This window comes from Streptomyces sp. PL-29 (genome assembly GCF_058344425.1).
In genome coordinates this window covers 1,870,444-1,888,944 of the sequence record NZ_CP136996.1, presented here as the reverse complement: position 1 = coordinate 1,888,944, position 18,501 = coordinate 1,870,444, and the positions used below count along the sequence as shown (strand labels likewise).

General features: G+C 69.5%; 17 protein-coding genes and 1 riboswitch. Of the genes, 13 read left to right on the top strand and 4 right to left on the bottom strand.

Translation table 11 applies throughout. The annotated features are described in order from the left end of the window. Nucleotides 1-60: 60 nt before the first annotated feature. The gene (locus R4Z63_RS08630) at nt 61-1,440 is read right to left on the bottom strand and encodes a cysteine desulfurase/sulfurtransferase TusA family protein (protein ID WP_384450254.1); all 1,380 of its coding nucleotides are present in this window, start codon (nt 1,438-1,440) and stop codon (nt 61-63) included. A 283-nt stretch (nt 1,441-1,723) separates the two neighbouring features. On the opposite strand from R4Z63_RS08630, the gene ctaC reads away from it, so the two are divergent. The 4 genes from ctaC to R4Z63_RS08610 all read left to right on the top strand — a co-directional run bounded on the left by ctaC (nt 1,724) and on the right by R4Z63_RS08610 (nt 6,198). Continuing rightward, nucleotides 1,724-2,698: an aa3-type cytochrome oxidase subunit II gene (ctaC, locus tag R4Z63_RS08625; RefSeq protein WP_037927036.1), complete on the top strand. Its 975-nt coding sequence runs from the start codon at nt 1,724-1,726 to the stop codon at nt 2,696-2,698. Then, on the top strand, nt 2,695-4,425 hold the full coding sequence (ctaD, locus tag R4Z63_RS08620) for an aa3-type cytochrome oxidase subunit I (RefSeq protein ID WP_030961596.1): 1,731 nt from the start codon (nt 2,695-2,697) through the stop codon (nt 4,423-4,425). The genes ctaC and ctaD overlap by 4 nt, the downstream gene beginning before the upstream one ends. Beyond that, nucleotides 4,422-4,820: a cytochrome c oxidase subunit 4 gene (locus R4Z63_RS08615; protein WP_037927033.1), complete on the top strand. Its 399-nt coding sequence runs from the start codon at nt 4,422-4,424 to the stop codon at nt 4,818-4,820. The genes ctaD and R4Z63_RS08615 overlap by 4 nt, the downstream gene beginning before the upstream one ends. A gap of 133 nt (nt 4,821-4,953) precedes the next feature. Further along, entirely contained in the window at nt 4,954-6,198 is a 1,245-nt protein-coding gene (locus R4Z63_RS08610; RefSeq protein WP_384450249.1) for a L,D-transpeptidase, read from the top strand. 210 nt (nt 6,199-6,408) lie between these two features. Here the strand turns inward: R4Z63_RS08610 and R4Z63_RS08605 are convergent, their stop codons facing one another. Further along, complete coding sequence (locus tag R4Z63_RS08605; RefSeq protein WP_037927028.1) at nt 6,409-6,810, bottom strand: DNA-binding transcriptional response regulator; 402 nt, start codon at nt 6,808-6,810, stop codon at nt 6,409-6,411. A 199-nt stretch (nt 6,811-7,009) separates the two neighbouring features. Between R4Z63_RS08605 and ctaE the strand changes: the two genes are divergently transcribed. The 6 genes from ctaE (at nt 7,010) to R4Z63_RS08575 (ending at nt 14,225) form a co-directional block, all read left to right on the top strand. After that, the gene (gene ctaE / locus R4Z63_RS08600; protein WP_030036314.1) at nt 7,010-7,630 is read left to right on the top strand and encodes an aa3-type cytochrome oxidase subunit III; all 621 of its coding nucleotides are present in this window, start codon (nt 7,010-7,012) and stop codon (nt 7,628-7,630) included. Between the two features lie 76 nt (nt 7,631-7,706). Next, the gene (qcrC, locus tag R4Z63_RS08595) at nt 7,707-8,516 is read left to right on the top strand and encodes a cytochrome bc1 complex diheme cytochrome c subunit (protein ID WP_037927024.1); all 810 of its coding nucleotides are present in this window, start codon (nt 7,707-7,709) and stop codon (nt 8,514-8,516) included. After that, complete coding sequence (gene qcrA, locus R4Z63_RS08590; protein WP_037927021.1) at nt 8,513-9,571, top strand: cytochrome bc1 complex Rieske iron-sulfur subunit; 1,059 nt, start codon at nt 8,513-8,515, stop codon at nt 9,569-9,571. Before qcrC ends, qcrA begins: the two co-directional genes overlap by 4 nt. After that, nucleotides 9,568-11,199 (top strand): cytochrome bc1 complex cytochrome b subunit, encoded by a 1,632-nt coding sequence (gene qcrB, locus R4Z63_RS08585; RefSeq protein WP_037927018.1) that lies wholly within the window; start codon nt 9,568-9,570, stop codon nt 11,197-11,199. The genes qcrA and qcrB overlap by 4 nt, the downstream gene beginning before the upstream one ends. Nucleotides 11,200-11,362: 163 nt before the next feature. Beyond that, nucleotides 11,363-12,427, top strand: coding sequence for an anthranilate phosphoribosyltransferase (gene trpD / locus R4Z63_RS08580; protein WP_037927015.1), 1,065 nt, complete (start codon nt 11,363-11,365; stop codon nt 12,425-12,427). Nucleotides 12,428-12,514: 87 nt separating this feature from the next. Further along, nucleotides 12,515-12,631: riboswitch (SAM riboswitch) on the top strand. A gap of 199 nt (nt 12,632-12,830) precedes the next feature. Further along, the gene (locus R4Z63_RS08575) at nt 12,831-14,225 is read left to right on the top strand and encodes an aminotransferase class V-fold PLP-dependent enzyme (RefSeq protein ID WP_384450242.1); all 1,395 of its coding nucleotides are present in this window, start codon (nt 12,831-12,833) and stop codon (nt 14,223-14,225) included. A gap of 201 nt (nt 14,226-14,426) precedes the next feature. Here R4Z63_RS08575 and R4Z63_RS08570 read toward each other — a convergent pair whose 3' ends face one another. After that, a complete protein-coding gene (locus tag R4Z63_RS08570; RefSeq protein WP_030850086.1) occupies nt 14,427-14,708 on the bottom strand; it encodes an Lrp/AsnC family transcriptional regulator in 282 nt (93 codons plus the stop codon). Then, complete coding sequence (locus R4Z63_RS08565) at nt 14,705-15,439, bottom strand: rhomboid family intramembrane serine protease (protein WP_037927014.1); 735 nt, start codon at nt 15,437-15,439, stop codon at nt 14,705-14,707. The genes R4Z63_RS08570 and R4Z63_RS08565 overlap by 4 nt, the downstream gene beginning before the upstream one ends. A gap of 124 nt (nt 15,440-15,563) precedes the next feature. Here R4Z63_RS08565 and R4Z63_RS08560 point away from each other — a divergent pair, with 124 nt between their 5' ends. The 3 genes from R4Z63_RS08560 to R4Z63_RS08550 all read left to right on the top strand — a co-directional run bounded on the left by R4Z63_RS08560 (nt 15,564) and on the right by R4Z63_RS08550 (nt 18,489). After that, on the top strand, nt 15,564-15,803 hold the full coding sequence (locus R4Z63_RS08560) for a hypothetical protein (RefSeq protein WP_008738811.1): 240 nt from the start codon (nt 15,564-15,566) through the stop codon (nt 15,801-15,803). 43 nt (nt 15,804-15,846) lie between these two features. Further along, on the top strand, nt 15,847-17,211 hold the full coding sequence (locus tag R4Z63_RS08555; protein ID WP_037927011.1) for an NYN domain-containing protein: 1,365 nt from the start codon (nt 15,847-15,849) through the stop codon (nt 17,209-17,211). Between the two features lie 252 nt (nt 17,212-17,463). Continuing rightward, entirely contained in the window at nt 17,464-18,489 is a 1,026-nt protein-coding gene (locus R4Z63_RS08550; RefSeq protein WP_037927009.1) for a C40 family peptidase, read from the top strand. Nucleotides 18,490-18,501: the final 12 nt, after the last annotated feature.

Here is an 18,501-nt window from a genome sequence, read left to right as displayed (position 1 = left end):
GGCCGGGGCCGGAGGCGGCGGGGTCGGATCCGGCCCCGCCGCGGCTGTGCCCCGCCGCGGCTACGCCCCGCGGCGGACCGTGTACGCGGAGCCGGCGGCACGGGGGCTCTCGCCCAGGTACGCGTGCCCGCGCATCGCGCACCACGCCGGGATGTCCAGCCGCGCCACCTCGTCGTCCGACAGGACGGTCACCGTGCCGCCCACCGGGACCCGGCCGATGGCCCGGGCCAGCTCGATCACCGGCTGCGGGCAGCGCAGCCCGAGCGCGTCCAGTTCGAGGGACTCCGCCTCCGGCACCACCGCGGGCGCCTCCGAGACCCCGAGCCGCTCCCGTACGCCCGCCACCGCACCCGGCAGCACCTCCAGGAAGGCGTTGACCTCGGCCGCCGGTGTCCCCGCCGGCAGGGACACCCGTACGTTCCCCTCCGACAGCACGCCCATCGCCCGCAGTACGTGACTGGGGGTCAGCGTGGAGCTCGTGCAGGAGGAGCCCGAGGAGACCGAGAAGCCCGCCCGGTCCAGCTCGTGCAGCAGCGCCTCCCCGTCGACGTACAGGCAGGAGAAGGTGACCAGGTGCGGCAGCCGCCGGTCCGCGTGGCCGACCACCTCCACGTCCGGGACGAGCCGCACCACCCGCCGCCGGATCCGATCCACCAGGATCCGCAGCCGGGCCGCCTCCGCGTCCGCCTCCGCTCGTACCGCCCGCAGGGAGGCCGCCGCCGCCACGATCGCGGGAAGGTTCACGAAGCCGGGGGAGCGCCCCGACTCCCTTTCGTCCGCGGGGCCTTGGGGTGCGAAGCGCACCCCCTTGCGGACCGCCAGCAGGCCCACCCCGGGCGGGCCGCCCCACTTGTGCGCACTCGCCGCCAGGACGGACCAGGCGCCCTCCACGGGCCCCCAGGCCAGCGACTGCGCCGCGTCCACCAGCAGCGGCACCCCCGCCGCCCCGCAGACCTCCGCCACCTCGGCCACCGGCTGGACCGTGCCCACCTCGTGGTTGGCGGACTGGAGGCAGGCGAGCGCCGTCGCCGGTGCCAGCGCCTGCGCGTACCCGGCGGGGGACACCGCGCCCCAGCGGTCCACGGGGACTTCGGTGACGTGCCCGCCGCGCGCCTCGTGCGCCGCCGCCGCATGCAGTACAGAACTGTGTTCGACCGCCGATACGACCAGATGGCCGCCGACGCGTCGGCGGCCGGCGAGGGCGCCGGCGATGCCCGAGTGAACCGCGTGCGTCCCCGAAGGAGTGAACACGAGCTCGTCGGCGCGGCATCCCACCGCCTCCGCGGCGGCCTCCCGCGCCGCGTCCAGCAGCAACCGCGCGCGCCTGCCCTCCCGGTACAGCCGGGCCGGATCGGCCCAGCCCTCGTCCAGGGAGGCCTGCAGCGCCTGCCGGGCCACGGGGTGCAGGGGAGCGGCGGACGCGCTGTCGAAGTACGGCATCCCGCCACGCTAGCGCCGGCCCCGGAGCGTTCGAGGTCAGGGGGCGTCAGATGGGCCCCGGAGCCCGTCATTCAGGGGCGTGTCCGCCGTCCCCCGTACGGCGGATCCATCCCTTCGGGGGCAGTAGCGGCGCGTTGGGCACCCTCCCCGCGCGACCCCAAATAGCGTCCAGTAGGGTTTGGTCCGCATAAACATCCAAACCCCTGCCTGCGTCAGGGCCGGCGACCGACCCGAACACGGCCGCGGCCGGCCGCGCGGGCCGAGACTCTCGGGAAGGCGCTACGTGAGTCCCTACGGCTCCGACCGCTCGCCGCGGCGCCCGATGCGGCGGAAGCTGCTGCAGGCGCTGACTGCGGGCGTGGTCCTGGCGACCGCCACTGGTTGCTCGTATACATGGAAAGACTTCCCCCGCCTCGGAATGCCGACTCCGGTAACCGAGGAGGCGCCGCGCATCCTCTCCCTGTGGCAGGGATCCTGGGCGGCCGCGCTCGTCACGGGCATCCTGGTGTGGGGCCTGATCATCTGGAGCGTCATCTTCCACCGGCGCAGCCGGACGAAGGTGGAGGTCCCCCCGCAGACCCGGTACAACATGCCCATCGAGGCGCTGTACACGGTCGTCCCGCTCATCATCGTCTCGGTGCTCTTCTACTTCACCGCGCGTGACGAGTCCAAGCTTCTCGCCCTCACCCCGAAGCCGGCGCACACGATCAACGTGATCGGCTTCCAGTGGAGCTGGGGCTTCAACTACATCGAGAACGTCGACGGCGACGCGGCTACCCCGAAGGCGGGTGCGGTTCCCAAGGAGCTCGCCTCCATTCCGGACCGCTTCACCAAGGACTTCCCGGCGGGCGCCGAGGGCGTCTACGAGAAGGGCGTCCCGAGCGACCGCAACCCGCAGACGGGCAACCCGGGTCCGACCCTGGTCCTCCCCAAGGGTGAGAAGGTCCGCTTCATCCTGTCGTCCAACGACGTCATCCACTCCTTCTGGGTGGTCCCCTTCCTGTTCAAGCAGGACGTCATCCCGGGCCACACCAACGTCTTCGAGGTCGTCCCGAGCCAAGAGGGCACCTTCATGGGCAAGTGCGCCGAGCTCTGCGGCGTCGACCACTCCCGGATGCTCTTCAACGTCAAGGTGGTCTCGCCCGAGAAGTACCAGGAGTACCTGAAGGACCTGGCGGAGAAGGGTCAGACCGGCTTCCTCCCTGCCGGCATCCAGCAGACCGACCCGGCCCGGAATGCGGAAGTGAACAAACTGTGAGCATCCTCAACGAATCCCAGGGTGCCGCCGCAGCTGACTCGTACGAGAACGAGCTGCCGGTGCGGCGCAAGCAGCCGGGCAACGTGGTCGTGAAGTGGCTCACCACCACCGACCACAAGACCATCGGCACGATGTACCTGGTCACCTCGTTCGTGTTCTTCATCATCGGCGGTCTCCTGGCGCTCTTCATGCGCGCCGAGCTGGCCCGTCCGGGTACGCAGATCATGTCGAACGAGCAGTTCAACCAGGCGTTCACCATGCATGGCACGATCATGCTGCTGATGTTCGCCACCCCGCTGTTCGCGGGCTTCGCCAACTGGATCATGCCGCTGCAGATCGGCGCGCCCGACGTGGCGTTCCCGCGGCTGAACATGTTCGCGTACTGGCTGTACCTCTTCGGCTCGACCATCGCGGTGGCCGGCTTCGTGACGCCGAACGGCGCCGCCGACTTCGGCTGGTTCGCCTACTCCCCGCTGTCGGACGCGGTCCGGTCGCCGGGCATCGGCGCCGACATGTGGATCATGGGTCTGGCCTTCTCCGGCTTCGGTACGATCCTCGGCTCGGTCAACTTCATCACCACGATCATCTGCATGCGCGCTCCGGGCATGACGATGTTCCGCATGCCGATCTTCACCTGGAACGTGCTGCTGACCGGTGTCCTGGTCCTGCTCGCCTTCCCGGTCCTGGCCGCCGCGCTCTTCGCGCTGGAGTCCGACCGCAAGTTCGGCTCGCACGTGTTCGACAGCGCCAACGGTGGCGCACTGCTCTGGCAACACCTTTTCTGGTTCTTCGGACATCCAGAGGTGTACATCATCGCGCTGCCGTTCTTCGGCATCGTCTCGGAGATCATTCCGGTCTTCTCGCGCAAGCCGATGTTCGGTTACATCGGCCTGATCGCCGCGACGATCGCGATCGCCGGCCTCTCGGTGACCGTGTGGGCGCACCACATGTACGTCACCGGCGGTGTGCTGCTGCCCTTCTTCTCCTTTATGACCTTCCTGATCGCGGTACCGACCGGTGTGAAGTTCTTCAACTGGATCGGCACCATGTGGAAGGGCTCACTGTCCTTCGAGACCCCGATGCTGTGGACGATCGGCTTCCTGGTCACCTTCACCTTCGGTGGTCTGACCGGCGTCATCCTGGCCTCGCCGCCGATGGACTTCCACGTCTCCGACTCGTACTTCGTCGTCGCCCACTTCCACTACGTCGTCTTCGGCACCGTGGTGTTCGCGATGTTCGCCGGCTTCCACTTCTGGTGGCCGAAGTTCACCGGCAAGATGCTGGACGAGCGCCTCGGCAAGATCACCTTCTGGACGCTGTTCATCGGCTTCCACGGCACCTTCCTGGTCCAGCACTGGCTGGGTGCGGAGGGCATGCCGCGCCGCTACGCCGACTACCTGGCGGCCGACGGCTTCACCACGCTGAACACGATCTCCACGATCAGCTCCTTCGTGCTCGGCCTGTCGATGCTGCCGTTCATCTACAACGTGTGGAAGACGGCCAAGTACGGCAAGAAGATCGAGGTCGACGACCCGTGGGGCTACGGCCGTTCGCTTGAGTGGGCGACCTCCTGCCCGCCGCCGCGGCACAACTTCCTCACGCTGCCGCGCATCCGTAGCGAGTCGCCCGCCTTCGACCTCCACCACCCGGAGATCGCGGCGCTCGACCACCTTGAGGACCACGGCGCCAAGGCGGCCGTCACCGGTGGCAAGGAGGCCGGCAAGTGAAGATCCAGGGCAAGATGTTCCTCTGGCTCTCCTTCTTCATCCTGATCATGGCCGTCGTGTACGGCGTGTGGTCGAAGGAGCCCGTCGGTACCACTGCGCTCTTCCTGGCCTTCGGCCTGAGCGTCATGATCGGCTACTACCTGGCCTTCACGGCCAAGCGCGTCGACGAGATGGCCCAGGACAACCTGGAGGCCGACGTCGCCGACGAGGCCGGCGAGCTGGGGTTCTTCTCCCCGCACAGCTGGCAGCCGCTCTCGCTCGGCATCGGTGGCGCGCTCGCCTTCCTGGGCGTCGTCTTCGGCTGGTGGCTCATGTACTTCTCGGCCCCGATCATCCTGATCGGCCTGTGGGGCTGGGTGTACGAGTACTACCGCGGTGAGAACGCCAACCAGTAGGCGCGAGAAGCAGCATGCGCGCGGCCCGGCCGCGCACCACGTGGGGCCCGGACACCTCTTCGGAGGAGTCCGGGCCCCTCGTTTGCAGTCACCCCGCGCGCCGTAATTGTCATATCTTCATAGCGTTGGGTCCATGAAGCACTCACCGCGTCTTTGGACGGTACTCAGCTGCTCCCTGCTGGTCGCGTCCCTCGGGGCCGGCGCCACCGCATGCGGGTCCGGCGACAACCCGCTGTCAGCCCGCCCGGTCGACGCGGGCGAGCAGGTCGCCTTCAACCAGACGGCGGGCAGCCGGCCCGTCGACCCCAACCGGCCCCTCGAAATCACCGCCAAGGCCAAGGGCAGCCGGATCACCGACGTCACGGTCGTGGACACCCACGGCCGCCGCCTGGCGGGCGAACTCAGCGCCACGGGGGACCGGTGGCACAGCACCGTCCCCATGGCCGCAGGTGTGCGCTACACCGTCACCGTGAGCACGGAGGACGAGAGGGGTGCCCCGGGCCAGCGCACGATGGCCTTCGACACCACCCCGTCCAAGGGAGTCCTCAAGGTCGAGTTCGGCCCGGAGGAGGGCAAGTACGGCGTCGGCCAGCCCCTCACCGCCGAACTCAACGAGCCCGTCAAGGACAAGGCGGCCCGCGCCGTCGTTGAACGCGGCCTGGTCGTCGATGCCCCTCCCGGGGTGGAGGGCGCCTGGCACTGGGTCGACGACAAGCACCTGCACTACCGCCCGAAGGACTACTGGCCCGCCAACACCGCCGTCTCCGTACGGAGCAACCTGGAGGGCATCAGGATCACCGACGAGCTCCACGGGGCCGCCGCCAAGCCGCTGAAGCTGGAGATCGGCGACCGGGTCGAGGTCACCACCGACGCCGCCGCCCACTGGCTGACGTTCAAGCGCAACGGAGAAGTGATCAATTCCATTCCGGTCACCACCGGCAAGCCCGGGTTCTCCACCCGCAACGGCATCAAGGTGGTGCTGGGGAAGCAGTACTACGTACAGATGCGCGGGGACACCGTCGGCATCGGCGGCAGCGAGTACTACAACCTGCCCGTCTACTACGCCACCCGCGTCACCTGGAGTGGTGAATACGTGCACGCCGCGCCCTGGTCCATCGGCTCTCACGGCTACGCCAACGTCAGCCACGGCTGCACCGGCATGAGCACGGGCAACGCCGCCTGGTTCTACGAGAACATCACCGAGGGCGACATCGTCCAGGTGATCAACAGCATCGGCGACGACATGGACATCTTCGGCAACGGATTCGGCGACTGGAACATGGACTGGAAGGACTGGCGCGAGGGCAGCGCCCTCCTCAAGGGCACCCAGGAAGGCCGCAGCACCATCGACCAGGCCCGCCTGCGGCCCACGGTCTGAGGATCCGGCCCGGTCCCCCTCCGGGGCGCCGCCGGCCGGCCGGTGAGGGCGCACGCGTCCGGAGAACCGCTTGGTGCCCGGCGGTTCCCGGCGCGTGCGCCCTCACTCCCCGTCGTACGTGCCGCTCGGGATCACCCGCCCGTGCGACGGGCGGCGCCCCGGATTGACGGCCGGTCCCCGGGGCCCGTCCGGCCGATCCGCCGGCGGGCCCTAGGCGTCCAGGGACAGTCGGGAACGCAGCAGGCCCGCCAGCGCGTCCGCGAACTCCACCGGGTCCACCGGAAGGGTCACCGCGGCGTCCGCGCGGCTCCATGTGGCCAGCCAGGCGTCCTGGGGGCGCCCCATCAGCAACAGCACCGGCGGACACCGGAAGATCTCGTCCTTGATCTGCCGGCACACACCCATGCCCCCGGCCGGGACCGCCTCGCCGTCCAGCACGCACACGTCGATCCCGCCCGCGTCCAGCTCCGTCAGGACCGCCGGCAGCGTTGCGCACTCCAGGAACTCCACCGGTGGCAGATCAGCGGCGGGACGGCGGCCCGCCGCCAGTCTCACCTGCTCCCGGGTGCCCGCGTCGTCGCTGTAGACCAGAACCCGCGCAGTCGCCCGCATTTCGATCCTCCACGTGTCCCATGAATCACGTTGATGTTGCGCGGGATGCTACTCCTCCCACCGCCGTGTCAGCATCGGTTCGGACAGGTGCACGAGAGTGCGCGGGGCCGTCATCTGATGGGCCGTTCGGGCCTTGCACACGCCCCTGACACTCCGAACGGCACCCCCCGGGGTGAGGGCGGGATAAGCGACCGACATAATGTCGGTCGTGGCGACAGCAACGACAGTAGATACCGGGCACGCGCACCCGACGGTCAACCGGCCGAACCTCGTCAGCGTCGGAACCATCATCTGGTTGAGTTCCGAGCTGATGTTCTTCGCGGCCCTCTTCGCGATGTACTTCACCCTGCGATCCGTGACGGGTCCCGAGTACTGGACAGAGCAGGCCTCGGCCTTGAATCTGCCCTTCTCGGCGACGAACACGACGATCCTGGTGCTTTCCTCCCTCACCTGCCAGCTCGGCGTGTTCGCCGCCGAGCGCGGTGACGTGAAGAAGCTCCGGACGTGGTTCATCATCACGTTCGTCATGGGTGCGATCTTCATTGGCGGCCAGGTGTTCGAGTACACCGAGCTGGTCAAGCACGAGGGCATGAGCCTCTCGTCCGGTCCGTACGGCTCGGTGTTCTACCTGACCACCGGCTTCCACGGTCTGCACGTGACGGGCGGCCTCATCGCCTTCCTGCTGGTCCTCGGCCGGACGTACGCGGCCAAGAGGTTCACCCACGAACAGGCCACGTCGGCCATCGTCGTGTCCTACTACTGGCACTTCGTCGATGTCGTCTGGATCGGCCTCTTCGCCACGATCTACCTGATCAAGTAGCGAACACGTCACCGGGCCCGACCCGGCACTCCATCCAGACACACCGACGCAGAAGATCCTGACACCGGGGTAATCCGTGAAAAAGCTCTCCGCACGACGACGCCATCCGCTGGCGGCGGTCGTCGTTCTACTCCTCGCGCTGGCGGCCACTGGGGGGCTGTACGCCGCCTTTGCTCCCGCGGGCAAGGCGCAGGCCGATGAAACCGCCCAGTCCCTCGCCATCGAGGAGGGCAAGAAGCTCTACGCCGTGGGTTGCGCAAGCTGCCACGGAACCGGCGGTCAGGGTTCCTCTGACGGCCCGAGCCTGGTCGGCGTCGGCTCCGCGGCCGTCGACTTCCAGGTGAGCACGGGCCGCATGCCCGCCCAGCAGCCCGGCGCCCAGGTGCCGAAGAAGCCGGTCATCTACACCCAGGCGCAGATCGACCAGCTGGCCGCGTACATCGCCTCCCTCGGTGCCGGCCCGATCACGCCGACCGAGAAGCAGTACGACCCGGCGGACGCCGACATCGCCAAGGGCGGTGAGCTGTTCCGCAACAACTGCGCGCAGTGCCACAACTTCACCGGCGAGGGCGGCGCGCTGACGAACGGCAAGTACGCCCCCAACCTTGAGGACGTCACGCCGAAGCACATCTACGAGGCCATGCAGACCGGCCCGCAGAACATGCCCTCCTTCCCTGACAGCACCATGCCGGAGCAGCAGAAGAAGGACATCATCGCGTACCTCCAGAACGTCAACGGCGAGAAGTCGACGAACCCCGGCGGCCTCAAGCTCGGCGGGCTCGGCCCGGTCTCCGAGGGCCTGTTCGGCTGGGTCTTCGGACTGGGTGCGCTGATCGCTGTCGCCGTCTGGGTCGCGGCCCACACCGCTAAGGCCAAGAAGTCATGAGTAGCCAAGAGATTCCCGAAGACAAGCACCTGCCGAGCGAGCAGGGCGACGCGCACCACGGTGGCGTAGCGGTCGCGGACGACCCGTTCGCCGACCCGGGCCTGCCGGTCCACAAGCCGCGCATCCAGGACATCGACGAGCGGGCGGCGAAGCGTTCCGAGCGCACGGTCGCGATGCTGTTCACGGTGTCGATGCTGGCCACGGTCGCCTTCATCGCCTCCTACGTGATCCTCCCGGTCGACAAGATCGTGTACATCTTCCCCATCGGGAAGGTGAGCGCGCTCAACTTCGCGCTGGGCGTCACCCTGGGCATCGCGCTGTTCTGCATCGGCGCCGGTGCCGTGCACTGGGCCCGCACCCTGATGTCCGACGTGGAGGTCGCCGACGACCGCCACGAGATCTCCGCCGCGCCGGAGGTCAGGGCCAAGGTCATGCAGGACTTCGCCGACGGCGCGAACGAGTCCGGCATCGGCCGGCGGCCGCTGATCCGCAACACCATGCTGGGCGCGCTGGCTCTGGTCCCGCTCTCCGGTGTGATGCTGCTGCGCGACCTGGGCCCGCTGCCCGAGGAGAAGCTGCGCAAGACGGTCTGGGCGAAGGGCAAGCTGCTCATCAACCAGAACACGATGGAGCCGCTGCGTCCCGAGGACGTCCTGGTCGGTTCGCTCACCTTCGCCAAGCCCGAGGGCCTGGAGGAGGACGCGCACGACTACATGACCCAGATCGCCAAGGCGGCCCTGATGATCGTCCGGCTCAAGCCGGAGGACATCAAGGACAAGCAGGAGCTGGAGTGGTCCCACGAGGGCATCGTGGCCTACTCGAAGATCTGCACCCACGTCGGCTGCCCGATCAGCCTGTACGAGCAGCAGACGCACCACGTGCTCTGCCCGTGCCACCAGTCCACCTTCGACCTCTCCGACGGCGCCCGTGTCATCTTCGGCCCGGCCGGTCACGCGCTTCCGCAGCTGCGGATCGGTGTGAATGACGAAGGCTTCCTCGAAGCGCTCGGCGACTTCGAAGAGCCCGTCGGTCCTGCATTCTGGGAGCGCGGATGAGTACTGCGACCACTGACGCACAGGCGCGCAAAGCGCCCGCCGGCGAGCGCGTGGCTGACTGGGCGGACGGCCGCCTGGGCATCTACAGCCTGGCCAAGGCGAACATGCGCAAGATCTTCCCGGACCACTGGTCCTTCATGCTGGGTGAGATCGCGCTCTACAGCTTCATCATCATCATCCTCACGGGTGTGTACCTGACGCTGTTCTTCCACCCGAGCATGAACGAGGTCGTGTACCACGGCTCGTACGTGCCGATGCAGGGTGTGCGGATGTCCGAGGCGTTCGCCTCGACGCTGGACATCAGCTTCGACGTCCGCGGTGGTCTGCTCATCCGGCAGATCCACCACTGGGCGGCCCTGATCTTCGTCGCGGCGATGATGGTGCACATGATGCGCGTCTTCTTCACCGGCGCGTTCCGCAAGCCGCGCGAGATCAACTGGCTGTTCGGCTTCCTGCTGCTGGTCCTCGGCATGTTCACCGGCTTCACCGGCTACTCCCTGCCGGACGACCTGCTCTCGGGCACCGGTGTCCGCTTCATGCAGGGCGCGATCCTGTCCGTGCCGGTCGTGGGCACGTACCTGTCGATGTTCCTGTTCGGCGGCGAGTTCCCCGGGCACGACTTCGTGGCCAGGTTCTACTCGATCCACATCCTGCTGCTGCCGGGCATCATGATGGGCCTGCTGGTGGCCCACCTGATCCTGGTCTTCTACCACAAGCACACCCAGTTCGCGGGTCCCGGCAAGACGAACAAGAACGTCGTCGGCATGCCGCTGCTCCCGGTGTACATGGCGAAGGCGGGCGGCTTCTTCTTCCTGGTCTTCGGCATCATCGCGGCCATCGCGGGCATCGCCTCGATCAACCCGATCTGGGCGCTCGGACCCTACGTCCCGGACCACGTGTCCACGGGCGCGCAGCCGGACTGGTACATGGGCTTCTCCGAGGGCCTCATCCGTGCCATGCCGGGCTGGGAGATCAACCTCTGGGGTCACACGCTGGTCCTCGGCGTGTTCATCCCGCTGATGATCTTCCCGATGGTCCTGGCGACGATCGCCGTGTACCCCTTCGTCGAGTCCTGGGTCACCGGAGACAAGCGCGAGCACCACATCCTGGACCGCCCGCGCAACGTCCCGACCCGCACCGCCTTCGGTGTGGCCTGGCTGACCTGGTACGTCGTCCTGCTGATCGCCGGTGGAAACGACATGTTCGCGCAGTTCTTCCACCTGTCGATCAACTCGATCACCTGGTTCGCGCGGATCGGCTTCTTCGTCTGCCCGGTCCTCGCCTTCATCGTCACCAAGCGGATCTGCCTCGGCCTCCAGCGCCGGGACCGGGACAAGGTGCTGCACGGTCGCGAGACCGGCATCATCAAGCGCCTGCCGCACGGTGAGTTCGTCGAGGTCCACGAGCCGCTTTCGCAGGGCAAGCTGCACACCCTCACCGCGCACGAGCAGTACAAGCCGCTCGAAATCGGCCCGACGGTCGACGAGAACGGCGTCGAGCGCAAGGTGAAGGCCACCGAGAAGCTGCGCGCGAAGCTCAGCAAGGGCTTCTACGCCGAGGGCAACCAGATCCCGAAGCCCACGGTGGAGGAGTACAAGGAGATCCAGTCCGGCCACGGCCACCACTGATCCCCCGCACCACCGCATGAGGGACTGATTTCGGTCAGTCCTGGTGTCGCCACGGCGAGAGCCCCGTCCAGTGTCTGGACGGGGCTCTTTGCCGTAACCGGGGCTGGATAGGCTGATCTCCTTCCCAATCGACGGGGACCCCTACCAGCAGCAGGAGCTGACCATGAACGTTGTGACCCCGGCAGGCGGCGACAGCGTGGCGGCCCGTGGCTGGCCGGGCGTCCTCGACGCCCTGCTGACCGGCCGGGACCTGCGCGCGGACGACACGGCCTGGGCCATGGACCGGATCATGCGGGGGGAGGCCACCGATGCCCAGATCGCCGGTTTCGTGGTCGCCCTGCGTGCCAAGGGGGAGACGGTCGCCGAGATCAACGGCCTCGTGCGGGCCATGTACGAGCACGCCAACCTCATCGAGGTGCCCGGCCCCAGCGTCGACATCGTCGGCACCGGCGGCGACGGGGCCAAGACGGTGAACATCTCCACGATGTCGGCGGTCGTCGTGGCCGGGACCGGCGCCAAGGTCGTCAAACACGGCAACCGGGCCGCGTCCTCCGCGAGCGGCTCCTCGGACGTCCTGGAGAAGCTCGGCGTCAACCTCGACCTGAGCACCGCCCGGGTCGTCGAGGTCGCCGAGGAGGCCGGCATCACCTTCTGCTTCGCGGTGAAGTTCCACCCGGCCCTGCGCCACGTCGCCGGTGCCCGCCGGGAACTGGGCATCCGCACCACCTTCAACATCCTCGGCCCGCTCACCAACCCGGCCCGCGTCCGGTCCCAGGCCACCGGCGTGGCGGACCCCCGGATGGCGCCCATCGTCGCGGGCGTGCTCGCCGAACGCGGCTCCTCGGCGCTGGTCTTCCGCGGCGACGACGGCCTGGACGAACTGACCACCACGGCGACCTCCCGCGTCTGGTGGGTCCGCGGCGGGGAGGTCGCCGAGCAGTCCTTCGACCCGCGTGACGTCGGCATCCCCCTGGTGGACGTCTCGGCCCTGGCCGGCGGGGACCCCTCGTACAACGCGGACGTGGCCCGTCGCCTGCTGGCCGGCGAGACCGGACCGGTCCGCGACGCCGTGCTGTTGAACTCGGCGGCCGCCCTGGTGGCCCTCGACCCCGGCACGGGCAGCCTGGAGGAGCAGATCGCGGCCGGCATCACCCGCGCGGCCGAGTCGATCGACTCCGGTGCCGCCAGGGCCGCGCTGGAGCGCTGGGTGACGGCCAGCAACGCCTGACCGCGGCGCCCGTTTCCGGCCGGACCCCGGTCCGCGATGTGGACCGGGGTCTGGCGGCCGGCCGATCATGTGGCAGGATGCAGACCAGGTCACGAGTGACAGCGTGTAGGCCCCGGCTTGCTGTCCGGCAACCCTCCTTCCGTGGCGGGGTGCCCCGGGTGATGACCAGGTCGTAGGCAGCAAGGCCTACGGCAAGCGCGGATCCCTCGACACCAGGGGTCCTGGTCTTTCGAGGAGCGTTTTCCGTGAGCAAGCGAATGCGATAGGGCGACCGACGCCCCTTCTTCACCCTCGGACCAGGGTCACTTCCGTGCGCCCTCCTCTCGTCCCGGGGATCTTCCCGTACCCACGTGCGTACGGGCACACCGAAGCCATTCAGCCCTGCCTGCCGGGAGATACCGCCATGTCCGCATCCCTGAACACCGCCACTGCCACCGCCACCACCGTCGCCACCGCCCAGGACCCCGCCTGTGCCGAGCCGCTCGCCGTCCTCGGCCGAGACGTCACCGTCCCGCTCGTCACCGGCGGCGAGGTCACCTACGCGGCCCTCGACTACGCCGCCAGCGCCCCCGCCCTCCAGCGGGTCTGGGACGACGTGGCCGCCTACGCCCCCTACTACGGCAGCGTCCACCGCGGCGCCGGATACCTCTCGCAGCTGTCCACCGACCTCTTCGAGCAGAGCCGCGCCACGGTCGCCGAGTTCCTCGACTGCCGCCCCGGCGACCAGGTCGTCTTCACCCGCTCCACCACCGACTCCCTGAACCTGCTCGCCGCGGCGCTCCCGGCCGACTGCCAGGTCTTCGTCTTCGAGACCGAGCACCACGCCTCGCTCCTGCCGTGGACGAACGCGCAGGTCACCTACCTCAACGCGCCGCGCACCCCGGCCGAGGCCGTCGCCACCCTGGAGCGGGCGCTCGCCGACCGCGAGCCCTACGGCCCGGCGCTCGTGTGCGTCACCGGCGCCTCCAACGTCACCGGCGAGCTGTGGCCGGTGAAGGAACTCGCCGCCGCCGCGCACGCCCACGGCGCGCGGATCGTGCTGGACGCCGCCCAGCTGGCCCCGCACCACCCCGTCTCCGTGCGGGACCTCGACGTCGACTGGGTCGCCTTCTCCGGCCACAAGCTCTACGCGCCCTTCGGCTCGGGCGTCCTCGCCGGCCGCGCCGACTGGCTCCAGGAGGCCGATCCGTACCTGGCCGGCGGCGGGGCCTCCCGCAAGGTCTCCCGCCGTGAGGACGGCGGCGTGGACGTCGAGTGGCACACCACGGCGGCCCGCCACGAGGCCGGCTCCCCGAACGTCATCGGCGTCTACTCCATCGCCTCGGCCTGCCGGGCCCTGAGCGAGGCCGGGTTCGAGACCCTGGTGGCCCGCGAGCAGCGGCTGGTGGCCCGGGTCCGCGAGGGTCTGGCGGAGGTTCCGGCGGTCCGGGTCCTGTCCCTCTTCGGCGATGACGCCCCGCGCGTCGGCGTCATCTCCTTCGTGGTGGACGGCTGGAACAGCTCCCACTTCGCCGCCGCGCTCTCCGCCGAGTACGGGATCGGCGTCCGAGACGGCCTGTTCTGCGCCCACCCGCTGGTACGGACCCTGCTGGGCAGCGAGCCGCAGGCCCCGGGCGAGTGCGGGGCCCCCGAGGCCGCTCCGGGCGAGCGCTCCCTGAACGCGATCCGCGTCAGCTTCGGCGCCGGCACCCCGGACGAGCACGTGGAGCGCTTCGTCCGGGCGGTCAAGGAGCTTGTCGAGGATGGCGCGAAGTGGCAGTACCGCACGGAGGAGGGCCGCTGCGTCCCCGTGGGCTGACGGCTTTCCGCGGGGCTGCTCCGCAGGAGCGCGGGTCGGTGCCCCGCGCGAGGAGACGCCCCGGCGGCGGCGCCGCTCCCCGGACCGGACCGACACCGCCCCGCCGAGCCGCCCGCAGGGCAACCCGCACCCATTGAGCCTCGCCGGCGATGGAGGCGCGGGTCCGGGCAGCGCCCGGGATGTGGACGGTCGAAGCCGGCGCTACGCGTCCAGGCCGATCGCGAACGCCGCCTCCAGGTCGTGCTGCGAGTACGTGCGGAACGCCACGTGCGTGTCGGTGGCCTCGACGCCCGGGATCTTGCTGATGCGGCCGGGGATGATGTCGGCCAGGTTCTCGTGGCGGTTCACGCGGACCAGCGCGATCAGGTCGTACGTCCCGGTGACGGAGTAGACCTCGCTGACGTTGTCGAGGGCGGCGATGGACTCGGCGATCTCGGGGATGCGGTCCACGCTGGTCTTGATGAGCACGATCGCGGTGATCACGGCTGGCTGTCTCCCTCGGTGGCCGTCGCTGGTCGCCTCACTCTAGTCGTACCCCGATACCGGGCCCATGCGTAGAGGAAGCCGAGCGAGAACCCCACCAGATGGGCCAGATAGGCGACTCCCGGCCCGCTCTCCGCGCGGTGCGCCGCCACCCACTGCAGGGCGAACCAGAACAGCAGCACGATCCACGCCGGGAACCGCAGGGGCAGGAAGAACAGGAACGGGAACAGGCTCGTCACCCGCGCCCTCGGCAGCAGGTACAGGAACGCCCCCAGGACGGCCGAGATCGCCCCCGAAGCACCCACCAGTGTCTGCGCGGACTCCGCGTTGGCCGCCGCGTACGCCGCCAGTGCCAGGTAGCCCGTGCAGAGGTAGAAGACGAGGAACGCCGGGCGGCCCATTCGCTCCTCGGCCATCGCGCCGAAGACGAAGAGGAAGAGCATGTTGCCCAGCAGGTGCAGCCAGCTGCCGTGGACGAAGAGCGCGGTCAGCGGGGTCAGCCAGGCACGGGGGGTGTCCGTGAAGAGCTCGTCCGGGACCACGCCCCAGCGCCGGAAGTACTCGGCGCCCGCGACCAGTAGTTCGTCGCCGGTGCCGTAGACCGGATTGAGCCCCGAGGCCGGGCTCAGGACGAACACCACGCCGCAGCCCGCGATCAGCGCGTGGGTGACCACCGGTCCCCGGACAGCCTCGCGCACAGTCCGCCACCTTACGATCATGTGACAGAGCATGACGCAACGCACCCCACCTGAAGCGCTGCCAGGCCGTAGGGTTACGAGCTGCGGTACGCAGGCCGACGCGGACGGCCGAACGGGCCGCTTTAATTGAATCAGCTACGAAGGAGCGAGCAGCCCGATGACGGTTCCCCTGCCGACCGACACCACGCGGTGGCGCTGCACCCTGTGCGGCAACCTCACGCGCTTCGATGTCACCCGCTCGTCGAAGGTCGTCGAGTACGTCCACCTGGACCTCGCCGGGGAGCCCAAGGTCGAGGAGCGCGAGGTGGTCAATGAGACCATCGAGTCGGTCCGCTGCCGCTGGTGCAACGCGGTGGACCAGATCGAGCTCGTGGACAGGCCGGGCGCGGACTCCTGACGGAGCCCCGTCCGCAGGTAGACCATCACGGTAGGGGTGACGGATTGTGGAGCCAGCAAGCGGCGCCGGGTCGGCCGACGCGGCCGACGACGCCGCGGAGGCGCTCGACCGCCCGCTTCCGGAAGGCGTGCGGCGCCGGGTCGTCGCGCTCGTCTCGGACGCCTTCGGCGCGCTGACCGTCGCGGACCTGCCGGCGCAGTTGCGCCAGTACGCCCGCTTCACCCCGACCCGGCGGGCCAAGTTCGCGGGCAACGCCATGGCCGCGGCGGTCGAGACCGATCCGGTGTTCCGCGGCAGGGTCGCCGAGAAGCTGCGCGAGGCCCAGGCGGACCTGGCCGGTGCGCTGGAGTCCGGCGCACCGCCGGCGGCCGCGGACCCGCTGGACGTGGCGGCGGCCGCCTTCGTCCTGCGGCCCGCCGGATGGGTCAAGCTGGTGGCCGCCGCGGGTGAGGAGGCGCAGCGCGCCGACGCCGAGCGGGTCGGCGAGGAGACCCGGCGTGAGCTGGAGCGCCTGCGCGAGGAGCTGGAGCAGGTACGGGAGCTGCAGCGCACGGGCGGCGAGCAGGTGCGGGGCGAGCTGGAGGCCGCGCGAAAGGAAGCGGAATCGCTTCAGCGGCGGCTGCGCAGCGCCCTCAGTGACGTCAAGCGCGGCGAGGCGGCCCTGCGCAAGGCGACCGCCGAGATCGACGGGATCCGCGGGGAGGCGGCGGCCAGGGTGGCGGCGGCCGAGAGCGAGAACCGTCGGCTCAAGTCCCGCCTGGCGGAGGTGGAGACGGCGCTGGAGACCTCGCGCCGGGCCACCCGCGAGGGGCGCAGCATCGAGGACATGCGGCTGCGACTGCTGCTGGACACCGTGCTGGACGCGGCGCAGGGGCTGCGCCGCGAGCTGGCGCTGCCGCCGGTGAACACCCGCCCGGCCGACACGGTGGACGCGGTGGAGCCGGGCCGGATGACGCCGAAGGACATCGCGGCGCGGGCCCTGTCGGAGACCGATCCGGCGCTGCTGGACCAGCTGTTGGCGCTGCCCCAGGCCCACTTGGTGGTCGACGGCTACAACGTGACCAAGACCGGCTATCCGACGATGCCGCTGGAGAAGCAGCGACTGCGGCTGCTGGGCGGGCTGTCGATGCTGGCCGCGCAGACGGGCGCGGAGATGACCTGTGTCTTCGACGGCGCGGAGCTGGCGGCTCCGGTGCTGCTCGCTCCGCCGCGCGGTGTGCGGGTGCTGTTCTCCAAGGCCGGGGTGACCGCCGACGAGCTGATCCGGCAGTTGGTGCGGGCGGAGCCGGCCGGCCGGCCGGTGGTCGTGGTCTCCACGGACCGGGAGGTCGCCGACGGGGTGGCCAAGGCCGGGGCGCGGCCCGTAACGTCCGCTTTGCTGCTGAAGCGGCTTTCGCGCGTTTCGTAACTCCCAGCCTGAATGCCGGAATTGGCACCTCCTGTGGGGGACGCACCGTCAAGTGCTCGGCACGGAGCGTGCGCTGAAAGTAAAGAACCTGGTCGGGGCCCGAGTTTTTTCCCGGCAGGATTTGAACTGATCACAGCTGGGTCACTAGGGTCTGCTCAAACCTTCGTGCGGTAGATCACTCATTCGGAGTGGCGGCGGAGGTGCTGCCGAGTTGCGTTCTTCGGCGGCTCTAGGAAGAAGGAGCTCGCCTTCGTGGCGTCCCACCGTCGACCCAAGCAGCCGACCCGCGCTCGTGTGACCGTGCTCACCTCGGTCGCGGCCGCGGCCGTCGCGCTCACCGCGCAGAGTGCCTCCGCCGCCCCGGCGAAGCCGAGCAAGGACGAGGTCAAGAGCCAGGTCGACGCCCTCTACGAAGAGGCGGAGCAGGCCACCGAGAAGTTCAACGGGGCCAAGGAGCGCCAGGCGACCCTGGAGAAGGAGATCGGGCAGATCCAGGACCAGGTCGCGCGCGGCCAGAGCGAGCTCAACGACTTGCGCAGCGCGCTCGGTTCGATGGCGAGTGCCCAGTACCGCAGCGGCGGCATCGACCCCTCCCTCGCCCTGCTCCTCTCCGAGGACCCCGACGGCTACCTCGACAAGGCCGCCACCCTGGAGCACCTGAGCGGCAAGCAGGTCGAAGCGGTCCAGAAGATCCAGGCGAAGCAGCGCACCCTCGCGCAGCAGCGCCAGGAGGCATCCGGCAAGCTCGCCGACCTCGACGCCACCCGCAAGGAGCTGGCCGAGAAGAAGAAGGTCTCGTCCGAGAAGCTGGCCGCCGCCCAGGCCATCCTCAACACCCTTACGGCGCAGGAGCGCGCCGCGCTCAAGGACGAGGAGTCGCGCGCCAGCCGCGCCGACGGCCAGCGCGTCGACCTCGGCAACGTCAGTGCCTCCGGTCGTGCCGGAGCCGCCCTGGCGGCCGCCAAGACCAAGCTCGGCAGCGCGTACATATCGGGCCACGAGGGCCCCAACTCCTTCGACTGCTCCGGGCTGACCCAGTGGGCGTACAAGCAGGCCGGCGTCAGCATCAGCCGCGTCACCTACACCCAGGCCAACGACGGCACGCGCATCAGCCGCAGCCAGCTCCAGCCCGGTGACCTGGTCTTCTTCTACGGGGACCTGCACCACGTCGGCCTGTACGCCGGCAACAACATGACGCTGCACGCCTCGAACCCGCGCGGCGGCGTCAAGTACGAGTCGATGGACAACATGCCGTTCCAGTTCGGCGTCCGCATCTGACGCGCCGCACAC

Excerpts from the sequence above, each read along its gene's own strand:
- qcrA (WP_037927021.1), top strand. The coding sequence starts at position 8,513 with ATGAGTAGCCAAGAGATTCCCGAAGACAAGCACCTGCCGAGCGAGCAG.
- R4Z63_RS08575 (WP_384450242.1), top strand. The coding sequence starts at position 12,831 with ATGTCCGCATCCCTGAACACCGCCACTGCCACCGCCACCACCGTCGCC.
- qcrB (WP_037927018.1), top strand. The coding sequence starts at position 9,568 with ATGAGTACTGCGACCACTGACGCACAGGCGCGCAAAGCGCCCGCCGGC.
- trpD (WP_037927015.1), top strand. The coding sequence starts at position 11,363 with ATGAACGTTGTGACCCCGGCAGGCGGCGACAGCGTGGCGGCCCGTGGC.
- R4Z63_RS08630 (WP_384450254.1), bottom strand. The coding sequence starts at position 1,440 with ATGCCGTACTTCGACAGCGCGTCCGCCGCTCCCCTGCACCCCGTGGCC.
- ctaE (WP_030036314.1), top strand. The coding sequence starts at position 7,010 with ATGTCGGTCGTGGCGACAGCAACGACAGTAGATACCGGGCACGCGCAC.
- R4Z63_RS08565 (WP_037927014.1), bottom strand. The coding sequence starts at position 15,439 with ATGCTCTGTCACATGATCGTAAGGTGGCGGACTGTGCGCGAGGCTGTC.
- R4Z63_RS08610 (WP_384450249.1), top strand. The coding sequence starts at position 4,954 with ATGAAGCACTCACCGCGTCTTTGGACGGTACTCAGCTGCTCCCTGCTG.
- R4Z63_RS08560 (WP_008738811.1), top strand. The coding sequence starts at position 15,564 with ATGACGGTTCCCCTGCCGACCGACACCACGCGGTGGCGCTGCACCCTG.
- R4Z63_RS08605 (WP_037927028.1), bottom strand. The coding sequence starts at position 6,810 with ATGCGGGCGACTGCGCGGGTTCTGGTCTACAGCGACGACGCGGGCACC.